Annotated in this window: 15 protein-coding genes; 8 read left to right on the top strand and 7 right to left on the bottom strand. The window is 47.6% G+C overall.

What is annotated here, in order from left to right; all coding sequences use genetic code 11:
- Positions 1–50: 50 nt before the first annotated feature.
- Positions 51–863, top strand: a complete 813-nt coding sequence (locus BM040_RS02745; RefSeq protein WP_092098775.1) for a 2,3,4,5-tetrahydropyridine-2,6-dicarboxylate N-succinyltransferase — start codon at positions 51–53, stop codon at positions 861–863.
- An 81-nt stretch (positions 864–944) separates the two neighbouring features.
- Here the strand turns inward: BM040_RS02745 and BM040_RS02740 are convergent, their stop codons facing one another.
- The 3 genes from BM040_RS02740 to BM040_RS02730 all read right to left on the bottom strand — a co-directional run bounded on the left by BM040_RS02740 (position 945) and on the right by BM040_RS02730 (position 6,727).
- Positions 945–2,351, bottom strand: a complete 1,407-nt coding sequence (locus BM040_RS02740) for a T9SS type A sorting domain-containing protein (protein ID WP_092098773.1) — start codon at positions 2,349–2,351, stop codon at positions 945–947.
- Between the two features lie 325 nt (positions 2,352–2,676).
- Positions 2,677–3,699 (bottom strand): glycosyltransferase, encoded by a 1,023-nt coding sequence (locus BM040_RS02735; RefSeq protein ID WP_092098771.1) that lies wholly within the window; start codon positions 3,697–3,699, stop codon positions 2,677–2,679.
- Positions 3,700–3,778: 79 nt separating this feature from the next.
- Entirely contained in the window at positions 3,779–6,727 is a 2,949-nt protein-coding gene (locus BM040_RS02730) for an InlB B-repeat-containing protein (RefSeq protein WP_092098769.1), read from the bottom strand.
- 1,017 nt (positions 6,728–7,744) lie between these two features.
- On the opposite strand from BM040_RS02730, the gene BM040_RS02725 reads away from it, so the two are divergent.
- From BM040_RS02725 to BM040_RS02695, 7 genes are all read left to right on the top strand, one after another.
- Positions 7,745–9,409: a polysaccharide lyase family 20 protein gene (locus tag BM040_RS02725; RefSeq protein WP_092098767.1), complete on the top strand. Its 1,665-nt coding sequence runs from the start codon at positions 7,745–7,747 to the stop codon at positions 9,407–9,409.
- A 257-nt stretch (positions 9,410–9,666) separates the two neighbouring features.
- Positions 9,667–10,380, top strand: coding sequence for a polysaccharide lyase family 20 protein (locus BM040_RS02720; RefSeq protein ID WP_175490955.1), 714 nt, complete (start codon positions 9,667–9,669; stop codon positions 10,378–10,380).
- Between the two features lie 240 nt (positions 10,381–10,620).
- On the top strand, positions 10,621–11,598 hold the full coding sequence (locus BM040_RS02715) for a polysaccharide deacetylase family protein (protein ID WP_092098763.1): 978 nt from the start codon (positions 10,621–10,623) through the stop codon (positions 11,596–11,598).
- Positions 11,599–11,710: 112 nt separating this feature from the next.
- On the top strand, positions 11,711–12,859 hold the full coding sequence (locus tag BM040_RS02710) for a DegT/DnrJ/EryC1/StrS family aminotransferase (RefSeq protein ID WP_092098761.1): 1,149 nt from the start codon (positions 11,711–11,713) through the stop codon (positions 12,857–12,859).
- Positions 12,860–12,917: 58 nt separating this feature from the next.
- Positions 12,918–14,609, top strand: a complete 1,692-nt coding sequence (locus BM040_RS02705; protein WP_139217747.1) for a GNAT family N-acetyltransferase — start codon at positions 12,918–12,920, stop codon at positions 14,607–14,609.
- 83 nt (positions 14,610–14,692) lie between these two features.
- Complete coding sequence (locus BM040_RS02700) at positions 14,693–16,357, top strand: GNAT family N-acetyltransferase (protein ID WP_175490953.1); 1,665 nt, start codon at positions 14,693–14,695, stop codon at positions 16,355–16,357.
- Positions 16,358–17,042: 685 nt separating this feature from the next.
- Positions 17,043–18,428: an exopolysaccharide biosynthesis polyprenyl glycosylphosphotransferase gene (locus BM040_RS02695; protein ID WP_092098755.1), complete on the top strand. Its 1,386-nt coding sequence runs from the start codon at positions 17,043–17,045 to the stop codon at positions 18,426–18,428.
- A 239-nt stretch (positions 18,429–18,667) separates the two neighbouring features.
- Here the strand turns inward: BM040_RS02695 and wecB are convergent, their stop codons facing one another.
- The 4 genes from wecB to BM040_RS02675 form a co-directional block, all read right to left on the bottom strand.
- Entirely contained in the window at positions 18,668–19,762 is a 1,095-nt protein-coding gene (gene wecB, locus BM040_RS02690) for a non-hydrolyzing UDP-N-acetylglucosamine 2-epimerase (RefSeq protein WP_092098753.1), read from the bottom strand.
- 64 nt (positions 19,763–19,826) lie between these two features.
- Positions 19,827–20,573 (bottom strand): WecB/TagA/CpsF family glycosyltransferase, encoded by a 747-nt coding sequence (locus BM040_RS02685; protein ID WP_175490952.1) that lies wholly within the window; start codon positions 20,571–20,573, stop codon positions 19,827–19,829.
- 164 nt (positions 20,574–20,737) lie between these two features.
- Entirely contained in the window at positions 20,738–21,688 is a 951-nt protein-coding gene (locus BM040_RS02680) for a glycosyltransferase (protein WP_092098749.1), read from the bottom strand.
- A 12-nt stretch (positions 21,689–21,700) separates the two neighbouring features.
- Positions 21,701–22,582, bottom strand: coding sequence for a glycosyltransferase family 4 protein (locus BM040_RS02675; RefSeq protein WP_245756071.1), 882 nt, complete (start codon positions 22,580–22,582; stop codon positions 21,701–21,703).
- Between the last annotated feature and the right edge of the window lie 274 nt (positions 22,583–22,856).

Raw genomic sequence — 22,856 nt, 5'->3', positions numbered from 1 at the left:
ATCAAAAATACTTACTTTTACGCAATATTGGGTAACAAGCATATTTCGAAATGGAGCTAAGACAAATTATAGAGCAGGCATGGGACAACCGTGAACTGCTGAAAGAATCTGCCACAGTAGAGGCAATCCGCTCAGTTATTGAGGACCTGGACAAAGGTGTGCTGCGTGTGGCCGAACCGTCAGGGCAGGAGTGGACCGTGAACGAATGGGTAAAGAAGGCGGTGTTGCTATACTTCCCTATCCAGCAAATGAAAACGATAGAGGTTGGACCTTTTGAGTTTCATGATAAAATTGCGCTGAAGCGTAACTACGAGCAGCTGGGCGTGCGTGTGGTGCCTCATGCCGTGGCGCGCTATGGTGCTTTCTTGGCCAGTGGCGTGATCATGATGCCGTCGTACGTGAACATTGGCGCTTATGTGGACTCTGGCACCATGGTAGATACCTGGGCAACAGTAGGAAGCTGCGCGCAAGTGGGTAAAAATGTGCACCTGAGTGGTGGCGTGGGCCTAGGCGGTGTGCTGGAGCCAGTACAAGCTGCCCCTGTTATTGTAGAGGATGGCGCCTTTATCGGATCCAGAAGTATACTGGTAGAAGGCTGCCGCATCGGCAAGGAAGCGGTGATAGGCGCTGGCGTGACTATTACAGGCAGCTCCAAGATCATCGACGTGACGGGCTCCGAGCCGAAGGAGTACAAGGGTTACGTGCCGCCGCGTTCGGTGGTAATTCCTGGGTCGTATACCAAGAAGTTCCCGGCTGGTGAGTTCCAGGTGCCGTGTGCCCTCATCATTGGGCAGCGCAAGGAAAGCACCGACCTGAAGACTTCGCTCAACGACGTGCTGCGCGATCACGCGGTGGCGGTGTAGGTTTTATACTTGGTAAGTATAAAAGCCTCTCTCTTGCTGATGCTGGCAGGAGAGAGGCTTTTTTTATTTAATTCAGGGCGATTACTTATTCAGTATCACCTTAAACACCCTCGATTTTTCTTCCGTCTGTAGCTTTACCATGTATAAGCCCGATGCGAAGCGCTCCCCAAGGATCTCAATCCGGTTCATTTCACCGGCTCTTGCATCACCAGACAGGGAGGTTATCTTTTCGCCTGCGCTGCTGTAAATGGTGAGGTGATACCTGCCGTCTCCCTGCGTGGCAAAATAGAGGGAGGTTGTGTCGTTGAAGGGGTTGGGGTAGAGCGCCCAGTCACAGCATTCCTCTTCCGGAAGTTCATCAAAAGCTATCACGCCCGCCGTTTGTGTGCCGTTGGAAGCCAATATGACCACGCCTTGGTCAAACTTATCTTTTGCGCTGGTCGCATCTGTGTAAGGACCTTTGAATAGGAGCGTTTCCGGAGTAAAGGATATATCGCTGGATGGCGACTCCTTGTACACAATATCATTGTTGTTTGCCATGGAGGTGTTGTAAACAACCCTGATTTTTCTGGCTTTCTCGTTTAGAATCACAATGGGCCTGTCACCGCTTGAAGACACCGGGTATAGATCGTCCCAACTACCGGAGGGGCGCCTAATTAGCAGGGCCAACCGGGGGTGCCCCGCCGTGTTGAAGCTTGTTTTGATGGCGGCATACAAGGTGCCATCGCTGGCAGAGACAAGGTTCAAGGTATTGCCTACCATGCCGCCACCTACTTCCAGGGCGGACTGTGATGAGGGAACCTCGTCCTCTGACCAGGAAGCGGGATCGGCATCATCCGTGTGAACCTTAAACCCGTAGCGCTTCTTGGTTACGTCCGTCCACATGACGCCAATTTTGCCCGATAGCGCCACAATAGAGCAGATGTCGTCGTTCGTCAAGCCTTCTGCCAGCCTTACCGGCTCGCTCCAGGTAGTATAAGGCGCGTCGCTCCAGCGCACATCAACACTGGACGCTGCATCAGAGGCAAGCCACATTCTGCCTTTGCTATCCACCTCAATGGTTGCCGTAAAGGCGTCTTTCCCTATGTTTATGTCTACTTTCTCCGGCCGCTTTGACCAGAACTTATAGGAGCCCGAGGCATATTCCAGCGAAACCATGCTGATGATGTCCCGCCCTCTGAAGAGCAGCACGTGCACCTGGTTGTCGACTACCTTACAGTCGGCCTTAAAAAGTGTGTCTGAGATTTTAAGTTGCTTTACCCAGGTATCCCCGTTAAGCTTCCAAACGTGCGTGCCTGAGGCATCGGGCAGTATGGCCCAGTAAGCGCCAGCGTAGGACCATACTTTGGATTGCGGTGTCTCGCCTGTGTCTTTAGTGGCAGACAAGGGCTTAAGCTCGTTCACTTGCAGAAAGCCTGTCGACTCCTGCGCTGCGGCGAAGATGTGAGATACCAGTAAAAGGCTTATAACTGTAAAAATTCTGATCATAAGAGTAGGGTTTTTTCTGCCAAACTTTCAAACCTTTTTAATTGCCGGTTATACTTTGATGTGCCAAAGTATAAGCTATGCCTCTTAGCTTCGAGCGTTGCACGATTAGTAATATGGGAATGTGTAATTAGGAATTATAATGATATTATATGGTTTAGACGAAAAAAAGTTTTACTTAACAAAGGAATATTTGTGTTTGAGACAAGGTTGCGACTATAATCCTGTTTTTACTATATAGGGAAGCATTTTTTGGTGTTAATCTTTAGGCAGACAGTGCATCTGTAGCTGTGCCGCTGGTGCAATCAATCATAACCTGTAAAAGGACTTATAAAAGCCTGCTACTATTTAACCTTCTCTCCAGGTCCAGTACTTTCCTGAAGTTCTGCTTCATGGAAGTATAGTTTCTCAGAGCGTAAAGTTTGTACACGAAGGAGAGGAGTTTCAGCTTAAGGTAGGTGGTCTCCTTTTTCCGGAAAGCCGAGGTTGTTTTGGTTAGCAAGAGCATCACCAAGCCTCTAAAATAGAAGATGACTACTTTCAGGAGGTGGATGTTGAAGTATAGCGCGTCTTTGCAGTTCTGATTAACCCTTAGCCGGTAGGGGATTAGTACCGCGAGGCTTTCGGCGCCTTCCTTCATCAGGCGGTCGTAATAGGCTGCCGAGATGCGTTGCTGCGGAATAAAGTGTTTGAACCGCAGCCTTTCGTCGTACCAGATTTCATACCCCGCCAGGGCGGCGGCATAGCATAACTCATAGTCTCCGCCTGCGCTGAGCTTTTTCCCTCTTCTATCAGACAAGAGCGGATGGAAACCGGCTTTCCTTAATTTCTCAAACACAGCTTTGCGCATGATACAGCCAGCGCCGTAGACGGCATTATACTGCGTTTTACCGGAGGTTACAGCCTGTGGGCCACTGGCCAGCCCAGTGAGATAGTGCATCCAACCTGGCGGCTCCTGCTCAAACACCAGCTCCCCAAATCCGCCCAGTACGCCTATACCCGGATTTTCCTGCATCAAGTCATAGGCAAGGTCCACATACCCCGGCGACAACCAGTTATCATCATCACAGAACAAGACAAACTCGTAGGCTGCCTCCTGCATGGCTAGCTCCCGGGCATAGGTCAGGCCTTTCTGAGGCTGGTGCAGCACCTTGAGCGGGGCAGGGCAGCTGAGCTTGCGCCATGTTGTGGCTGCAAGCTCAGCTGAGCCGTCGGAGGAGGCATTGTCTACGACCAGAACTTCCCAAGCCACGTCCGGCTTTACCTGCTGACAGGCGATGTGCCGCAACGTCTCCGGTAGCCGCGGAGCTCCGTTATAGGTACAAATTATAATGGTGATACCTGTGTCCAAACTTTAAGGGCTATAAAAGTAGAATCAGGGTAAGTATGTTGCACAAAGTATGCTCCGTCTGCAGTTACGTCAAGGCTCCTTACTTTTTCAGGATGACCTTTTGTGTACTGGAGCCGGAAGGCGTGAGAAGCTTAATAAAGTAGAGTCCGCTCGAACGGTTGGTCAGCTCCACTTCCATGGTGACCTCTTCGTGGCGGATGCCCTGCCCATGCTTAACTGCCTCTACCAAAGAACCATTCGCGTCATAGATGGCTATAGTATAAGAGCCGCTTTCAGGCATTGTAAAGCTCAACTTAGCCTTGTCCTGCATTGGGTTTGGATAAACTGACAGCCTGTAGCCGTTTTGCTCCGTAACTGCCTGTTCCGGTGAAGAAGTGACCACGGAGGCTACATCTGTGGCCAGTACAGAGTATGCCTGCTTGCCGGTGGAGGAAAAAATCACTATCTCAGAAGTATAGTTTTCTTTGCTGCTGGTGGCATAGTCGCTGCTTTCCTTAATAAGCGAGAGTTCAGACCCAAATTTGATGCTGGAAGTGGAGGATTCCTTATAGAGGATGCCTCCGGCGCTTGGAGCAGCATAAATAACCTTTACTTTGCCTATTGTTTCATTTAGAATGACAATAGGACGGTTTCCGGCTTTCGATACTTCGTAGAGATCGTCCCAGGCACCCGTTGGCCGTCTGACTAATAAAGAGATCAGTGGTAGCCCGGTTCTGTACCCTGTCTTAACAGCACAGTATAGGGTGCCGTCAGAGGCTACTGCCATATTTAGGTGATCGTCCGCCATGCCATCGCCGCTCTCTATAGCCGACTGAGAGGCTGGAACTTCATCAGCAGACCATTCGGTAGGCGCAGCTCCATCAGCATGGGTTCTGAAGCCAAACCGCTTAGTGTTTTGATTTGACCACAGCAATCCGATCTTCTTTAATGCAGGAAGGTAAACCACAGCGCAGATGTCGTCATCTGTAAGGCCGTTGGCTACCGCTATTGGCGTACTCCAGGTGCTGTAAGGAGCATCACTCCACCTCACGTTCGCATTCCTGTCTCCGTTGGAGGCAAGCCACATCCTGCCTGTTCCGTCTATGTCGAGGGTCACGGTTTTAACGCCTGCATCCAGAGGGATTGTTACGGCAGTGTTTCGCTGAGACCACATGGTATAATTGCCAGCGGCTGGGGCATACTCTACCGAAACCAGCAAAGAGGGCAGTGCTGCGCCTCTGAACAAGACGATATGCACCATGTTGCCGGATACTTTACAGTCTGCTCTTGTGAAAGCGCTCTCCGAGATAGTCAGTGCTTTTGTCCAGGTCGTTCCGTCTAGTCTCCAGATATGCGTACCCTCGCCCGTTGTAGGTAGCACCGCCCACCACTTGCCGTCGTGCTTCCATACTTTAGATTGAGGCTGATCGCCCAGGCTTGTATGTATAGGGAAAGAGCTTAATGGAGTGATGGAAATAAAGCCCTCCTTGCCTGAATCCGGCTCGGGTTGTATCTGGTACGTTTCTCCGGTGGTAAAGCCAGTGGCTATGGCATTTCCGGCTCCATCTGCAATGCCTGTGCCGCTGCTCTTCAGGTCCAGCCTAAACGTACCTGTTCCTCCTATGGGGCCGACTGTCACGTCATATGCCACCCCATCTGAACTGGCCGCAACAACTGCAGACACGGTCGCTGTCAGGTTACCCGACACAATGGAAGTTGTAAAGTCTGAAGCATCCACGCCGCTGACTTTTTCTGAAAAGAGAACACGGTAGGTAACGGAAGTGGCACTGGTAGTACTGCTTACCGGTATGTGGCGACTTATACTTGTTACCACTGGCGGCGTCTGATCTGATTGCGGCGCTGCTTCTGCAGCGATGGTGAACGTAATGGTCAAGGGGGTGCCTGCATCACCTGTCCCTTTGCTTCCCGAGTAAGGGGTTGCCTTTAAAGTATAAGTGCCGGTGGCTGGCGGGTTCCAGCTGCCATAGTAGTAATTGCCTTTGCCGTCATCGCCGTGCAGGGCATAAGGTGCACCATTGTCAGTATAGTTTTGTGTCTGTGCCCCGCTCAGCTCAAACTTCACGCTGCCAACGGTTGCCGGAGAGGTGTTTGCCCTGATATTAAGTTTGGTCGACGGTAAGGATGAAAGGCCTATTACAGTTCCTTCGGTAAGGGCTTGTATATCCTGTTCGTTGGATGAGTTTATGAGCGTGAAACTTGTTACCTGCTGCAGGCCCGAAGAGGGGGTAAAGTTAGCTCTTATAGACTTATTGGCATCCATGGTAACTGTTAAAGGAACTGCTGTTCCGGTTGCATCGCCACTCCAACCAGAGAATACAAACCCTTGGGCTGGCACTGCAGTTAGCGTGACGGTGCTTCCGCTATTATAGGAGGCAAGGTCAGGGCTCTTGGTAACGACCCCGCTTCCACTCACAGCTATGTCCAGAGTATATTGCTGCACGGCTTGTGTGTTGCCTACCAGTTCCAGGTCGAAAGCCAGGTCTGAAGAAGATGCCTTTGACTGATGCACCTCTACGGCTAGTACGTTGTTGCCAGTCTGGAAGTAGGAGGCAGGTATGGCGAAAGCCTTTGCTTCTTTCCCGTCATCCGCAGCGCCTGCCAGTGCCAGAGTTTGATAGGTGATATCACCTGTCGGCATGTTATCCCTGTATACTTCCTTGCCATTCAGGTACACCACCACACCATCGTCTCGTTTCACTCTGGCTGTAAATGAGGTATATGCTGACAAGTCTGCAAGGGTAAAGCTCTTTCTAAAGTAGGTGGTAATGTATTTCGGAGATGATTTTGGACCATAACTTACTACCGTAGCCGCGTCGGTTATTCCGTATCCAAATTTGCCGTTTCCGCTTTTCCAGCTCCCATCATCAAAAGCTACAGCCCGCCATGCCTGTCCCTGGTTAGAGCCATTGTCAAGGTACTTCCAGCTGGAGTTAAAGGTGAAAACCGGGCTCTGGTTATCCTGCGCGCTGGCTTGAGCATAAATTGCCCAGAGGAAAGAAAGAAGAAGGAGATGAGTAAAGTTCTTCATAGAGCTACTTTTGATCTAACAAATGGACACAGATTTCTTTAGGCATTAGACAGTTGCTGGCGTGGTTAGGTCGCCAGTTACAGAAGCTTATACGGGGTATTTATAATTTATATAGCTATTGTACTAAAAAAAAATACAAAATGTGCTATAGCGCGGTATAACAAGAGCAAAGCCCTCAATCAGTAGTTCCATTGGGTACTTGCAACGCAGCTAAATTTTGTTATTGCTACTTTAAAAACGGCTGGTTATCTCACCATTAGCACTCCCATTCAAGCTGTATCACCGGTCGTTAGTTTCAGAAGCGTTCTTAACATCTTGAGTAGTGCTTGCCGCTCCTATCTTTCACCTCACACCTTACTCTATAAGTAACATTTTGTTTATGTAAATGATTGATAATTAGTTGTTTGGGTGTGTGTTGTACTTATCCGTGCCATAGCTTATCAGCCTTATGCCCTGTAAATTGCTGTATTTAAGAATAGCTGATTTAGTATCCTGGGCTTCACGCGAGCGAGGGTGGGTATTGTATTTATTAGAAACTGCTTAAAGCTATATAAATCAGCATAATGCTCAATCATCCCCGGAATTACAATAATATTAGTTGTAAAGTATTTTAGCATTAATATAAATAATTTAATTCCACAGGGTGTAGAAATTATAAACTTAAAAAGAAGTTGTGGTTATTTATAAGGTTTTTTAGGGTAAAATTGGTAAACGGCTTTTAAATCTGAAACCAGCCCGTTTATCTTTGTCGAAGTCAAGTGAAGGAAAATATCCAAAAACATGTGTTTCTGCTGTTTAACTTGATAATGGGTATGATGTTGAATTTTAGTGAGTTGAATTGCCTATGAAGAAACCTTTAGATTTGCGAATATTAGTTTTATTTAATATTAAATCTACAATTAAAATTTAAAACCAAGTCGCTATAGAACTCAATATAAATTAGGATAAATACAATAGGTTTCTATAGCATCAGACAAAAATTTCACCTTTTAGCCAACATACTTTTAGCCAAAAAATATGAATTCAAGATTCAAGTACATCCTTATGCCCCTACTTGTGGGCACAATCACTATGTCATGCGAGAAAGAAGAACTGGAAGACATGACACCAACCGCTGAACTTGGCACAGAAGCCACTGATTTAGCAACCTCTGCAAACCTGATTTTCAACGAGACTTTCGAAAGCGGAAACGGCTTTAGCGGTATCAAGCACCAATCAAGCACCAACTATGGCTTTAGCGTGGTATCCAACCCGGCCTTTGAAGGCTCAAAAGCTGGTCGTTTCGAACTGAGAGACACTGACGCTGAGGCTAGCGGCGGAACAAGAACCGAATTCCTTTTCCCTGAAGATACAAGAGCCAAAGAGGGCTGGTATTCATTTGCCGGTTACTTCCCATCTTCTGATTACGCTGACGAGAAAAGCAGAGACATCATCACGCAGTGGCACCAAGGTGGTGGATCAGGTTCCCCGCACACGGTACTGGTAGTTGAGAACGGCGAATTTATCATGCACGTGGGTGAGGCCCGCCTGCCACTTGGTAAAATGACGAAGAACGTATGGCACAAGTTTGTGATCCATATGGTACACTCAGGAGGATCTGACGGTTTGATTGAAGTATGGTTGAACGACAAGAAAGTGGCGTCTAGATCAGGTGCTACGATTAAGTCAGGATATGAGCTTCCTCGCTGGAAAGTAGGTATCTACAAGTGGGACTGGAACGGAAGCGAGACTACTAACACGAAGAAGAGAGTGTGGTACATCGACAACGTAAAGCTGGGCAACAGCAAGGCCTCACTTAGCGAGATGTCTTCTGGTTCAGGTTCAGGATCAGGTTCCGTTACAGAGCCAGCTCCAAGCCCATCAGAGCCAAGCTCTCCTGACGCTGGTACTTCTGCTCCATCATCCAGTGCCGACATTTCAGGTTTTACCCTGATTGACTCTCACTATGAGAAAGGTGTAATGCCAATCACAAACGGTGCCCAAATCAGCCTTAGCCAACTGGAGTACACTAAGCTGAATGTTCAGGCCAACACGTCTTCTTCTGTGGAGAGCGTGAAGTTTGAACTGAGCGGTGCCCAGAGCAAAACGTTTACTGATAATGCGGCTCCGTTTGCCCTGCACGGCGACGACGGAAAAGGCAACTTCTACTACGGCAACTGGAACCCACCTGCAGCCGGTACTTACACGCTGAAGGCCACTCCTTATAAGAACGGCCAGGCTGGAACTCCGGTATCTGTTACCTTTACAATCGTAAACACTGGTGAGCACATCACTCCAGAAAATGGCGGTTCTACTTCCGGAAGCAACGAGACGGCTCTGCCATCAACTAGCTCTGATATCACTGGCTTCACCCTGATCGACTCTCATACTGAGAAGGGTGTGCAGTCAATCGCTGATGGTTCTGTGATTAAGCTTAGCTCACTGGCTTACACCAAGCTGAACATCCAGGCTAACACTGCTTCTTCTGTAGAGAATGTGAAGTTTGAGTTGAGCGGCGCCCAGAGCAAGACCTACACTGACAAAGGTGCTCCGTTTGCCCTGCACGGCGACGACGGCAATGGTAACTTCTACTACGGCAACTGGAACCCACCGGCTACTGGTACTTATACCCTAAAGGCTACTCCTTACACAAATGGCCAGGCCGGAACTCCAGTAACTATCAAATTCACAATCCAGAAGTAAGGATTTTAAATACAGAAATTTTTGCTTAGTGCAGTTTATCTACTGCTTCTAAGTATAAATAATGAAGCAAAAGGGCACAGGTATTACCTGTGCCCTTTTCTTATTCCTATCTAAACCTAGCTGGCAAACTAACAGAATGATAAATAGCGCGTAGTATTATAAGTGTAAAAAGTTGATACCTGCCAATCTATCCTATGGTCGCAAAGCTGCAGCTCATCCTTTACTCCTTTTTTATATATGGGGCACTAGGCCTTTTCATGGCACTAGCGGACTATGGCAATCCAGAGCTTCTTGTTGAGGAAACGTTTGAAGGGGAATCATACTTTCAGGGAGCTAAGCTACAGGCTGCCACCGCCTATGGATTTAAGGTAGTAGATTCCCCCGTTTTTGAAGGAAGTAAGTCCGGGCGGTTTGAGTTAAGGAACACAGATCCGGAAGCTAGTGGGGGGACCAGGGCCGAGTTTCTGTTTCCGGAGGAGACAAAGGTGCGGGAAGGCTGGTATTCCTTTGCCGCTTACTTTCCCTCCGGCAAGTATAAAAGAGACTCAAGCTATGATCACATAAGCCAGTGGCACCAGGGAAAAGGCTCGGGGAGCCCGGCCCTGCTTCTGGTAACGGAGGATGATCAGTTTAAGATGCTGATAGGCGGCGAGGGGCGAAAGCACCAGCGCTATGTGCTAGGAGATCTGGAAAAAGACAGATGGCACGCCATTACCATACACATCATTCATTCAGCAGGGGAGGATGGAGTAGTAGAAGTCTGGCTGAATGAGGACAACGCACTACGGTACGAAGGACCAACGATGTATGCAAAATTTGGGTATCCACGATGGAAAGTCGGCCTCTATAAGGATGATTGGAACCACAGCCGCACGACAGATACGGAAGAGCGGGTATACTTTATCGATAACGTGAGATTAGCCACCAAACACCGGTACCATCGCTTGAAGAGTAAGTATGGACTATATTGATTCGGGTTGTATTCCTGCCAAAATCTACGTGATAAATTAATGCTAGAAGTGCTCAACATTTTGCCACGAAACGCAGAACCTTTAGATGTTAGTAATAGTATATGGTATAAATAAAAGATAATATTTGATTATAGAATCAAGTATAACCTCCTCTTAACTAGTAACGAAGCTAATTGACTTCTAATAACCGGCATCAGCCCATTATTAGAAGCAGGAACCACTTTATCTAATGCTTTACTAATGAAGTTGACGTTAAGGAACATATCGGGGTGGCTGTTGGCATGTATCCTGATCCGGTTGGGCTATGTGAGAAAAGCACTGAACCGCACTTTAAAAGGGGAGCAGATACTGTCTGTATACTTCCACAACCCTACCAGAAAAGAGTTTGAATCGAGCGTTCAGTGGCTGCAGAAGCAAGGGCTTAACTTTCTAAGTATAGCCGACCTAGAGCGTATTGTTCATAAGCGTTCTGACTTTCCAAAAGGAGGTGCTATTATCACAGTAGACGATGGCTGGCAAGCAAATGAGAAAAATATAGTAGAAACGGCGGAAGCATACAAAGTGCCGGTAGCCATCTTTGTCTCTACACAGCCAGTGCAGGATGGAGCTTACTGGTGGTCGTACCTTGAAGCGGCAAAAAAAGCCGGACTTTCTCCTCCTGCCGTACAGGCGCTGAAAGATCTTCCCAATGAGGAACGTTTGCTTAAGCTGGAGGAGTATAAAAGAACCATTCATCTTCCCAGAGAGGCAATGACCGTGGGGCAGGTCCAGAGACTGTCCAGATCGAAGTATATAACAATAGGTGGACACACCCACTCACACCCTATACTTACCAACTGTGAGGACGACCAGGTGTACTTTGAGCTACGGCATTCCAAAAGGACTTTAGAGAGCTGGACCGGGAAACTAATCTCTTACTTTACTTACCCGAACGGAAATTTCAGTGGCCGCGAAGTGCAGGCTTTGGAGGGACTGGACTACAGTATTGCCTTTACCTGTGAGCCCAAGCCCATCAGGGTGTTGGATACACAACATAGGTACTTACTGCCCCGCCTTGGGTTTTTAGAAGGTGCCTCTTTTGCGGAAAATATGTGCAGGATGACAGGTGTATGGCAAGCGGCGATGCAGCGATTTAGAGCTCCTCTCCGGAAGAAAAGAAGAATACCCACAGATATTGGCACTACGCCTGTGGCCACTAAAGATGTAGCCTTTCAGTAATACTGCTAGCAGTGCCTGATAGGCCTGATAATCGATTGCTGCTGGTAAAAATAGTAATAGATGATGGGTTCTCCCTTAGTTAATAGATTGTTAGTTGGTTTTGAGGTAAGGTATGAAGAAGTTCTCCTCTGTTATTGTTCCCAGATTTGCCATATGGCCCACACTCCCCCCAAGTATACATCTCAAAGAAGGTAGCGCCTGGCTCCCTTTTCCTTTGAACCAGGAGAGCTGCAGGATTTTCTCCCGTGCACGACAGGCCATTTGGAGCGCGTGCAAGGCGCTGGAACTAGGTTCCGGAGATACCGTGCTTGTACCAGCCTATCACCATGGCTCCGAAGTGGAAGCGCTTGTACTGGCGGGGTTAACTGTGAAGTACTACGAGATTAATGATGCCTTAGAACCGGATGAGGTTACATTGCTGCCGCTCCTGGATGAAACCGTAAAGGCTTTGTACCTGATCCATTACCTAGGCTTTCCGCAGGATGGCGCTTTCTGGCGAAAATGGTGTGATGATAGAAATCTTTTATTGATTGAAGATGCAGCACAGGCCTTTCTAACCACAAAGGATGATACGCCGGTAGGCGCCTTTGGGCACATGGCAGTATTCTGTTTGTACAAAACTTACGGCATACCAGATGGGGGGGCGGTGGTGTCCATTAAGCCGCCACAGCCGCCGCAGTTACGTGCCGAGTCCGGGTACTGGCGCATGGTAAAAAGGCATTTGAACTGGATTGCCACCAGAAGAGGGGAGGTAGGCTTTTTTCATTCCCTTGTAAAGCCGGCAATTTCCTGGTGGAAACGAACTAACGACAGGCCACATGCGGAGTTTGACATGGGCAACCCGGATACGCCGCCCTCTGTTATGAGCAGCAAGTTGTTGCCCAAACTTCTTTGCCAGGACACGGCACGGAAGCGGAGAAGAAACTATGAGTTCCTACTTGAGCACCTGTCTGATATGGTGCCAAGGCAGTTTGCGTACCTGCCGGAAGGCGCCTGCCCCTTTGCCTTTCCGCTGGAGGTACAGGATGCACAGCAGTTTCTGTCAAGGCTGCGGCGCCGGGGAATTCTGGGCTTGCTCTTCTGGATCAATCCGCATCCTTCCCTGCCTGTAGAAGACTTTCCCCGCAGCCGATTCCTCCGTGAACGGGTACTGGCACTGCCGGTCCACCAGGAGCTAACCGAACGTGACATGCTAAGAATTGTGCGGGCTGTGCGCGAATGCAGCGCTTCCCTGCCGACCCAGTTTGCTGCCGTAGTTTAACGCAGCCGCATACTTTTATACTTTGCTCCGATACGTAGGCACGCTTAAGTTCTACACTATGAAAACGGTAATTAAGAATGAAGAAGACAGAGAACACTACAAGGGGGTAAAAGAGGAAGCCTCTTTGAAGACAGAATTACATGTTGGTGAGCGGGTATATAGTCTACTCTTGGAGCCAGCATTTAAAGCAGAATGGGACCTGCTCTATGAAGCATGCGCATGGTGCACGGTATTTCAAAGCCGTGTTTTTGTGGAGACCTGGTATAAAGTGTTTAAGGAAGAGTACCTGCCCATACTTGTAACAGCCACTCATGAAGGGCACCTGGTTGGGGTGCTGGCTATGGCCTTGCCAAGAACCAGCGTAGATGATCACGAAGATTTACTAAAAGCTGGCCGAATTGTAGGAGCCGGCCAATACGATGCGGAGTATCAATGCTGGCTTTCGGATGCGGAGTACGGTGAAGCGTTTATCAAGGCGGCCCTTAGAAGTATAATCCGTAAGTATCCGGGCTGCGATATCCATTTTAGATACCTGCCGCCGGCAACTCCCTTGAACTGGGCAGAGGCAGACCCTTATTGGCGAAACAAGGTTGTGCTGCAGGCGGTTCAAAGACCTTTGATGGCCATGGGGTCTCCTGAATTTCCAAAGCTGTTTAAGAAGCCTGAGTTCAAAAATAAAGTGAATCGTTTAAGGCGCCTCGGAAACCTCAGCTTTGAGGTCGTTACAGATAAGAGCTACTTCGAAAAGATTCTGCCAGAACTCGTTGTCCAGTATGATTTTAGGCAGGGGGCGATGTTTAATAAGAATCAGTTTTCAGATAATCCCCCTAAGACTGAGTTTTTATTAGCCATTTTCGAGAAGAAGCTCTTGCATGTATCCGTGCTTAAAGTGAACGAGGAGTTAATGGCGGCGATTGTTGCTGTGGCCGGCAAAGGATGGGTGCACTTGGGCGGGATAAACACGCATACTCCTTACCAGGCAAATTACTACTCGCCGGGCTTTGTGCATTTCATTATGTTGGGTAAACAGCTGGCCGATAGCGGCGTTGAGGTGTTTGATCTCACGCCCGGAGGTGACGCCTACAAAGAGCGCTTAGCCACGGACCATGATCAGGTATATGAAATGGTAATTCCGGGAAGTACCATAAGCGGAGCCAAAAGGCGTATCAGAAGGCATTTGTACAACAGGTTGGTGCAAGCAGGTAAAAGGCCAATGAGCGTTGAGCTGGCAATCAGGAAAAAAGCTTACCTGTTAAAGGCAAGACTGAAGTCAGCTATAAATCCGCGCCACGCTATGGCTACATTGTTTCGGCTGCGATCATCGGAAAAGAAACCATCAGTTGGAACGCCTGCAGAATTGCGTTATGCAGACGGAAGTATACAGGTTCAGGAAAACGATTTAAAGCACCTGCTGGCATACAAGCCAACGAAGCATGATCTGACTCGATGGGAGTTCCTGGAGGCGGCCATGCGCAGCTTAGAGACAGGAAAGTGCTGCTATACCTGGTGCGATGATGGGCAACTGCAGGCATGCGCCTGGCTTAGCAGTTCAGAAACGGTATCCTTAAAGCAGGCTCTTCCCAAAGGGTCGTCAGTGCTGGAGCTTACGTACTATTGCAAAGCGATTAAGAGAATGGTGCCTGCTTTTCTGATTGAGGCTGCACGTCTTGTCCGGCAGCAGAGAGGCACTCCAGTGTATTTTGTGGATAATGGCCATGGCACGATATATCTTGATAATGTCTCAAACTAGCCTGGCAAAACTGATAAGGTAAGTACCCTATTATATAATTCTAACTAAAGCTTCATCACAAGCAGCACTAAATGCACAAGTCTATGTTCCGGTTTACAACTTTGGGTGTTAAAACAAAGCGTATTAGCTCTGGTGGAAGGGCTAAATTGGAAGTGCTGGTAGGGGAGGAGGTAAACGACCTGCTGCAGGAGGATGATTTCAGGCAGGAATGGGAAGCCTTATATGAGGCTTGCCCCTGGGGTACTGCCTTTCAGAGCTACACCTATGTAGCTACCTGGTATGAAGTATACAAAGAAGTCTATAAGCCCATACTTATTATTAGCTATAACCGGGAGGGAAGGCTCGCTGGCGTGCTTGCCCTGGCAGTGGATGGGCAAAGGCTGATTGTGGGTGCAGGCGCTGAGCAGGCAGAGTACCAGGTATGGATCTCCAGGCCTGAAGAAGAGGAGGAGTTCGTGAGCAGCGCCATGCAGGAGTTAATGGAGCAATTTCCTGGCAGTAATATCCGGTTAAAGTACGTGCCAGATGGCGCTAACCTGAACTGGACAAACCGGAATTCCTATTGGAGAAGGCATAGCCTGGTGCGCAGCGTGAAGCAACCGTTAATGGTCATAGACGAGGAAAAGTTAAGTGCAGAGCTTCGGAAAAAGAACAGAAGGGAAAAGATGAACCGTCTGAAAAGGCTTGGGGAGCTTACTTTCGAGCGGGTAAATTCACCTGAGCGTTTCAGGGAGGTTATTGACGAGTTGACGCTGCAGTATGACTTTCGGAAGGGTGCCATGTTCAACAGGACACTTTTCCGCACAGACAGCCTGCGAAAACAATTCCTGACGCTCTTGTTTGAGAGAGACCTGTTGCATACTACCTTGTTAACCGTTGATGAAAAAGTAATAGCCTCCAATGCCGGGGTTACGGGCAAGGGGTGGGTGCACTTACAGGGCCTGAATACCCACTGCCCCACCTTTGCAAAACACTCTCCTGGCATACTTCACTTCTTGCTTTTAGGACAGCTGCTGGCAAAGGAAGGGATATCTGTTTTTGATCTTACGCCCGGAGCTGATCCCTATAAAAATATACTTGCCACAGACTACGGAACAGCGCACCAACTTGACATTGTCGGAGGCTACTCCAAAGTTATCAGGGGACTTACATTGGCCATGAGGCAGCAACTTATGCAGGGAGCGATGGCTGTTGGAGTGAGGCACGAAACCCTCAGAAAACTCAAGAAGAGGTTTATGCAACTACAAGGCAGGGCTGGCATAAGTAAACTGAATCCCGTTGCAGATAATGGGGCTAACCAAGGTCAACTCATACTTGTTTCAGAACCCGGCATGCAGCAAGACACAAGTATAGCGATACAATACTGTAGCCTGAAAGACCTCTTAGACTATGTGCCAGATGCCGACCTAACACGATGGGAGTTTCTGGAGTCTTCCATGAGGCGCCTGGAGGCAGGAGAGCGCTGCTATACCTGGAGTGATAAGGGCATGCTGCTCGCTTGCGGGTGGGTTGGTATACCTCCGGCTACCTTGAAGGTGGCATGCCAGGAGCAGGTTGCTGATGGTTCTATACTTGAGCTAACTTACTACCATGCTTCGGCAAAAGAAGGGCTTGCTGCATATTTGCGCGCCGTTGCCAAGCAATTGCAGCAGGAAAATCCGAAGCCTGTCTATGCCTTGGTCAGTGGTAAGGATTCTGCTACACTTTCTGTTCAATTAACTTCAGAAAAATCTCATTACAAGTTGTAACATTTTTTAGCCTCATATATGAGCAAAGAGACTCACATTATGTTCTATAACATAAGGTGTATTAAGACTTGGAGGGATTCTAAGTTAGGACAAGAAATAATTTTATAAATATTTAATTCAATTTTTGGGCCGCTTAAGTAAGCTTTTTATCTCACAATAAAGTCTTGTTTGCACTTTTACTGCCAAGGATTGTTCATCTACCCCCAAAAACGATTTATTAACCCAAATTGCATAAAATATAGATAAAGTAGGTAATAGATTGAAACCTAATTTAAAAGTATTTTTAGTGAAATTTATAAATATCTAATATTATCCTTCTCTATTATTGCAACGTACAAGGAGTGTGAGTAAGATTAATTGTTTTATTTTAATTTGATTTAGGAATATGTAATATTTTATTTATACAAAGTCGGATATACAGGACATATATTAGTGTTGGGATAATTCAGCTCATCAGGCCTAAATGGCTAGAAGCTGATGGTAGCCGCTTGTTCTAAAGTAAAGCCGATCCTACCTTATATTACTCCACTGAACTTATGATTAATCAGATTAGAAGGCAGGACGTATTATGCTTCACCCTCCTCTATAAGCCCAGATAACTGATTATAGCGCTGGTTTCAACGTCCTTTAAAAGCGTGCGACGAGTATAGGAAAAATTTAAAGGTTTGTAATTAAGTGCAATACTATGATAAGAGCTAGACACAACTCTTCGGCAGCTTCCTGGGAAAAAGACATACTAACCTTTGTACTTACTATTCTGATACTTTTTAGTGTAGCAGAATTAGTAACTTTCGTAGAAACACACTGGCTCATTATCATTAATGTGTTCCTGCTGTGGGTGCTGATAGGCTATACAAGAACTAAGTCATCTATCGGGCTGTCAGAGTCCCGCCATATCCCCAGGCTTACTAACTTTATCAAATCATACCTGGTATTGCTGTGCCTTACAAGCATGCTTTACTACCTGCACCCCGAGTTTCTGACGAAGATTTTTTCAGACAAGAAGGTGTTTGCGGCCTTTGCACTTGGCTTTCCGATTCTGGGTATCCCGCTAAACTTTATTGTGGGGGGGATAATCAATCAGATTAAATCAAGCACAACATCAGGTAGCCATACTTTAATTGCTGGCGTTGGGAATCTGGCAAAGCATGTGGAGGAGGAAGTGTGCGGCAACAGCGTGAAGGGATTTATCAAACTCAAGGAGGAAGAGGAGTGCCTGGTTAGTCAGGAAAAGGTGGTGGGCAGCGTGGAGGGTATACATGATTACCTGCAGAACAACACCGTAGATGAAATTGTAATAGCCATTCCTGTTAAACCCTCCAAAAAGGTTCGCCAGATACTCTCGGTGGCAGACCATTATGGGGTACGGGTTAAGTATGTACCGGATTACCAGAATTTATTCGGAAGCCACTACCGCACCAAACGCTATGGCCACTTAGAGGCCGTGCATGTAAGGCAGCTGCCTTTGGATAATACCTACGCCTCCTTTGCTAAGAGCATGTTTGATATCACCTTCTCCACGTTTGCTCTGTTAGCCCTGCTGCCGTTGTTTCTGGTACTCGCGATTCTGATAAAGCTGGATTCACCGGGGCCTATTTTTTACTGCCCGGCCAGGATAGGCAAAGGAGGTAAATCTTTCAGAGTCTTTAAGTTCAGGACAATGACGGTGTGCGATGATGTGTTTGCAGGCGTGATGTCTACGCAAAAAAATGACCCCCGCATAACCCGTCTTGGCCAGATCATGAGAAAGTATAGCCTGGATGAACTGCCACAGTTCCTGAATGTGCTGCTAGGGGAGATGAGCGTGGTTGGGCCGAGACCGCACCGCAGTTTCCTGAACAGGCAGCTACAGGAAACAGAGGACAAGTACATGATCCGGCACTACTACAAACCCGGTATAACAGGGTGGGCGCAGGTTAACGGCTGGCGTGGACCAACCGACACAAAAGAGCAGAAAAGCCAGCGCACGCTGCATGATATCTGGTATATGGAGAACTGGTCCTTTGCTCTTGATTTAAAGATAGTCTTTATGACCATTTTCGGTACCAAGACGCATCACAGTGCTTTTTAGCTGAAAGCTAAATATTATACACCTCGGAGTTTAATGTAGAGCTGAATTTTATACTTCCTTAAAGTATAAAATTCAGCTCTCTGCCATAAGTATAAACCACCTTCATGAGTTAGAAGCTTTTGTACTTCGGGACGAGACATAAAAAAAGCTCAAGATTACATCTTGAGCTTTTTTTATTCTATTTCAACTTAGAAGGTCCGAGCTTTCAAATCGGTAGTTGCTTGCCTTTTATACTTCTTCTAAGCATATAGTTGTACCAGCTTCTGAACAATTCGCTCTGATGCCTTGCCATCCCACAGCGGGGGGACACCGCCTTTCTTCCATTCACCTTTCAGGAGCTTGTCCAGGTAAGGCTTCAGGTAGGAGGGATTCGTTCCGATCAACTCATTTGTGCCAATGGTAACTGTTTCAGGTCGTTCTGTATTATCTCTGAGTGTGAGGCAAGGTACGCCCATCACGGTGGTTTCCTCAGTTATCCCACCCGAATCGGTGATAACGCCTTTGGAGTGCTTTACCAGGTAGTTGAACTGCAGGTAGGATAAGGGCTCCACGAAGTGAAGGCGCTCATCCGTAATACTTAGTTCCTCCAGGTATCTGGCTGTCCGTGGGTGCACCGGGAAAATTATAGGGTATTTATCGGTGCCTTCGATGATGGCGTTCATCATCGAACGAAGCTTGCTTTGTTCATCCACATTGGCGGGCCGGTGTAGGGTCAGGGTAAAGTATGATTGTGCCTCTAGCCTGGCTCCCCTAACCGTAATCTCCGGATCCTTCAATCTCCCGATATTAGAGAGCAGGGTATCTATCATCGTATTACCCACAAAGTGTATCCTATCCGGCTCAACACCGCTTTTTAGCAGGTTCTCGTTGGCAGTTTGCGATGTCGTAAAAAAATGGTCACTGATACTGTCTGTTACAATACGGTTGATTTCTTCGGGCATTGTCATGTCGCCTGAGCGTATACCTCCCTCCACGTGCGCTACATCTACCCCAAGCTTTTTGGCTGTGATAGAGCAGGCCATGGTAGAGGTAACGTCTCCCACCACTATCACCACGTCCGGCCGGTTTTGCTGAAGTTCCTTCTCGAAGCGTACCATAATCGCGGCGGTTTGCTCTGCCTGTGTGCCGCCGCCAGCCTCCAGATTCACCTCGGGAGCAGGGATGTTCAGCTCTTCAAAAAAGCTCTCCGACATTTTCTTGTCGTAGTGCTGACCTGTATGCACCAAACGGTAACTAATGTCTTTGCCGGTTTGCTGTACTTGCTCGATGGCCTTTATGATCGGGGCGATTTTCATGAAATTAGGCCTTGCTCCGGCTACTATCGTAATTTTCATGCTGTTAGGAAAAAGAGTGAAGAATCCTGACGTTTTCTAAAGAAAAGTATAAACAGTGCCTCGCTTAATAAGCACTTCTTCTGCGGCTATAGAGCATCTCCCGTATCAGGGCATACAGGAAGTAGGAGTTACACACAGCGTACCTTTTGGCAAGCCGTGCGGGGTCCTGCAGCGTTCTTACCAACCACCTGAGGCCTAATTTTTTGGTGAGCGGATCCAGTTTCACATCGCCTACAAAGTATTCATAGCTTCCGCCCACACCCATAATTACCTTAGCATTGAGCCTGCTATGGTATTTGATGATAAATTCCTCTTTTCTGGGTGAGCCGAAGGCTACGAAGAGAAAATCCGGTTCGAAGTCAGCGATCTTGCTTACAACCTCTCCCTCATGCGCTACATCATAATAGCCATCCTGAAATGCCACTTTGTCTTTCAGTTGCGGGTAGTCCTTTTCAATCTTAGCGCTCACCCGGTCGAGCAGCTCCCGTGGCGAGCCGAGGAAGAAGATCTTATAGCCGCAGCGGGCCGACTCCTTAATTAGCTCTACCATCAGCTCAGCGCCGGAAATGGCTGAGATTCTGTTGCCATGCACCAGGTACTCGGCCAGGGCAATGGACTGGCCATCTGGAATAATGTGGGTGCCGGACTGAAATAATGACGCCAGATATTTGCTCCTGGAGCCCTGGTACAGCTTTAAGGTGTTCAAGGAGATAACCGTACTTGTCTGCCCAAGCGCTATGTTGTGCTTTAGTTCTTGTATTAAGGTCGCCCTATCCTGAAGGTAGAGGTTGTACCCGAACAGCTTTTTCATATAGTAAATCTTATAGTATGACCTGATACTTGTGGAGAGGTATCCATCAGGAGATAGATAACCTGTATTTGTGAAAGGCCTGAGATACATGCCTGTACTGTCACAGCGCAATGCATCCGGAAGTATAAGTATGGACTGTTGTAAATGCTGAAGCAATCCGCGCGTTAGGTATGAACCGGCTTGTATAGCACGCGCTGGTAAATGCCTAAAATTTTTTCAGCGATATGCTGGTTACTGTATTCTGCTATAACCGGCTCCCTGTTCTGGATCCGCGGATAGGTGTTGCTGAGGAAGTGAAGGCGCTCCACATAGTCTTCTACACGTTTAGGAAGAATGTAGCAATGATCTACGTGCCTGCAAATTACCCTTACATCGCCCACATCGTTTGAGATAACGGGCAGGCCATTCACGATGGCCTCCTTTATCACTTGCGGACTTCCTTCCGTTTTGCTGCACATCAGAAGTGCATCTGCCGCCTGCATCAGTTGGGTAACCTGATCCCGGCTGTAGCCTTTCAACTCAATAAATTTTACCGACTTAGTGGTTGAGGCCCTAAAGGTTTCCATCACCTGAAAGGCAAACTCCGGATCTTTTACACTTATATTAAACCTGGAGGCAAAAAGTATAACAAAGTCATTTTCACCCCAGCCGTAGGAAGCGCGGGTTTCACTTCTGTGCGTTAGTGCTACGTCTGTGTTTATGCCACAAGGTATAACAGCACGATTGTGGTTAAAGTACCGAAGCATTTTAACGGAAACCAGAATGTTGAAGTCTGCCAGCCTGGATGCCAGTAAGGACAGCCACCGCTCTGATGCTTTGTTAATGTCGCTGCCGTGGTAGGTGATGATGACCTTGAAGCGGTTACCAAATATAACTTTGTTTAGAACAGCCGTGAGCCCAGACAGGCCATAATGTGCATGTATAAGATCAACAGGGGTACGTTTGAGGAGCTTATACAAGCGACAGGCAGCTTTGATGTAGCCTACCAATCCACTGCTTCTCACCAGGTAGTGCTGGATGCGGATGCCGCCAGTGCTCTCCAGTGCCGCTGCCTGTTCTTCTACAAAAGGGTGGGGCTTGCCCGTTTTAGAGCGGCTAACGAAAAGTACATTCATACTTTGGCTGGATTAGACGATGGTGTTTGACTCTAGCTTGGGGGTGGCGTTTTGGAAACTGGGTGCGTGCCCCACTACCTCGCCGTAAATGCGCTCGAACGACTCTCCCATTTTGCTGATGGAAAAGTTGTCGACTATAATTTCCCTGCTTCTGTCTCCAAGCTTTTTCCGCTTATCAGGGTTATCAATAAGGTCCAGGATGATTTGGGCAATGCCTGTATGCGGCAGGTCTTTTACTAAGTAGCCGTTTTCATTGTGGCGTACAAGCTCTTTGTTTCCGCCTGTGTCATTGGCGATGACAGGCTTTGATAGGGCCATGTATTCAATAATGGAGTTTGAAATTCCTTCTCCGTTCGGAGAGAATAATACGCCGATATCACTCGCGCTCACGAGCGCCTCCACATCGTCTATCCTTCCCGGCAGCTTGATAAGCGGCTTGTTTTTGATCATTTCCCGGTACCTGTTAAAGTTCAGGTCATCATGGCTCTGTCCCACTCCAATAAAGGTTATATCATCGCGAAGTTGGGTAATGTGATCGGCGATCCGGTAAAAGAGGCCATAGTCCTTGTTAGGGGAGAAGGAGGCGCTCATCACGACGGTGTAGGGGGTAGTGATATTATACTTTTGTTTTACCAGCAAGGCATCCGTCAGGTTTTCAAAGCGACTCATACTTACACCATTATAAATAACCTGGCTTTTATGGAGCGGAGGCTTAAACGAGTCTATACCTGCAGCTGAGTTGGAAAGTATAAAATCGGAAAAATGGAAGTTCAGCTTATCTACTAAACCCTCCCAGGACCAAAGATTAAAGTTGGGTGGGGCAGAGGTTATCTGGTTATTGATGATTGGTATACTTTGCAATAAGGCTGTTGGCAGAGAGTAAAGCGTTTGCATGCGACCCCAGGTATGAATAACATGGGGTTTAAACTGCTTGCATACTTTGAAGAAACTTGAAAAGACAGTATACCTGGGCTGGCCAATGACTTTATAGGGAATGCCCAAGTTATAAAACTCAGGATAAAAAATATCCTCTTTCGTCATGAGCAGCAGCATCTCATACCTGCCTTGGCTTTTGAGATAATTTAATAGTTCTAAAAGTCGTCTCTCCTTGCCGCCAGTTTGAAGGTTACCAATGAAGAATAAAACTCTGATTCTATCTTTATTAAAA

Source organism: Pontibacter chinhatensis (genome assembly GCF_900113285.1).
GTDB lineage: Bacteria > Bacteroidota > Bacteroidia > Cytophagales > Hymenobacteraceae > Pontibacter > Pontibacter chinhatensis.
Note: the sequence above shows the minus strand (reverse complement) of the source record. Positions and strands in the feature narration are given on the sequence as shown.

Bases quoted from the DNA above. Each gene is read 5' to 3' on its own strand.
- BM040_RS02730 (WP_092098769.1), bottom strand. From the start codon at position 6,727: ATGAAGAACTTTACTCATCTCCTTCTTCTTTCTTTCCTCTGGGCAATT.
- BM040_RS02720 (WP_175490955.1), top strand. From the start codon at position 9,667: ATGGCACTAGCGGACTATGGCAATCCAGAGCTTCTTGTTGAGGAAACG.
- BM040_RS02700 (WP_175490953.1), top strand. From the start codon at position 14,693: ATGTTCCGGTTTACAACTTTGGGTGTTAAAACAAAGCGTATTAGCTCT.
- BM040_RS02705 (WP_139217747.1), top strand. From the start codon at position 12,918: ATGAAAACGGTAATTAAGAATGAAGAAGACAGAGAACACTACAAGGGG.
- BM040_RS02675 (WP_245756071.1), bottom strand. From the start codon at position 22,582: ATGCAAACGCTTTACTCTCTGCCAACAGCCTTATTGCAAAGTATACCA.
- BM040_RS02745 (WP_092098775.1), top strand. From the start codon at position 51: ATGGAGCTAAGACAAATTATAGAGCAGGCATGGGACAACCGTGAACTG.
- BM040_RS02725 (WP_092098767.1), top strand. From the start codon at position 7,745: ATGAATTCAAGATTCAAGTACATCCTTATGCCCCTACTTGTGGGCACA.
- BM040_RS02740 (WP_092098773.1), bottom strand. From the start codon at position 2,351: ATGATCAGAATTTTTACAGTTATAAGCCTTTTACTGGTATCTCACATC.
- BM040_RS02695 (WP_092098755.1), top strand. From the start codon at position 17,043: ATGATAAGAGCTAGACACAACTCTTCGGCAGCTTCCTGGGAAAAAGAC.
- BM040_RS02685 (WP_175490952.1), bottom strand. From the start codon at position 20,573: ATGAAAAAGCTGTTCGGGTACAACCTCTACCTTCAGGATAGGGCGACC.
- BM040_RS02680 (WP_092098749.1), bottom strand. From the start codon at position 21,688: ATGAATGTACTTTTCGTTAGCCGCTCTAAAACGGGCAAGCCCCACCCT.
- wecB (WP_092098753.1), bottom strand. From the start codon at position 19,762: ATGAAAATTACGATAGTAGCCGGAGCAAGGCCTAATTTCATGAAAATC.
- BM040_RS02715 (WP_092098763.1), top strand. From the start codon at position 10,621: ATGAAGTTGACGTTAAGGAACATATCGGGGTGGCTGTTGGCATGTATC.
- BM040_RS02710 (WP_092098761.1), top strand. From the start codon at position 11,711: ATGAAGAAGTTCTCCTCTGTTATTGTTCCCAGATTTGCCATATGGCCC.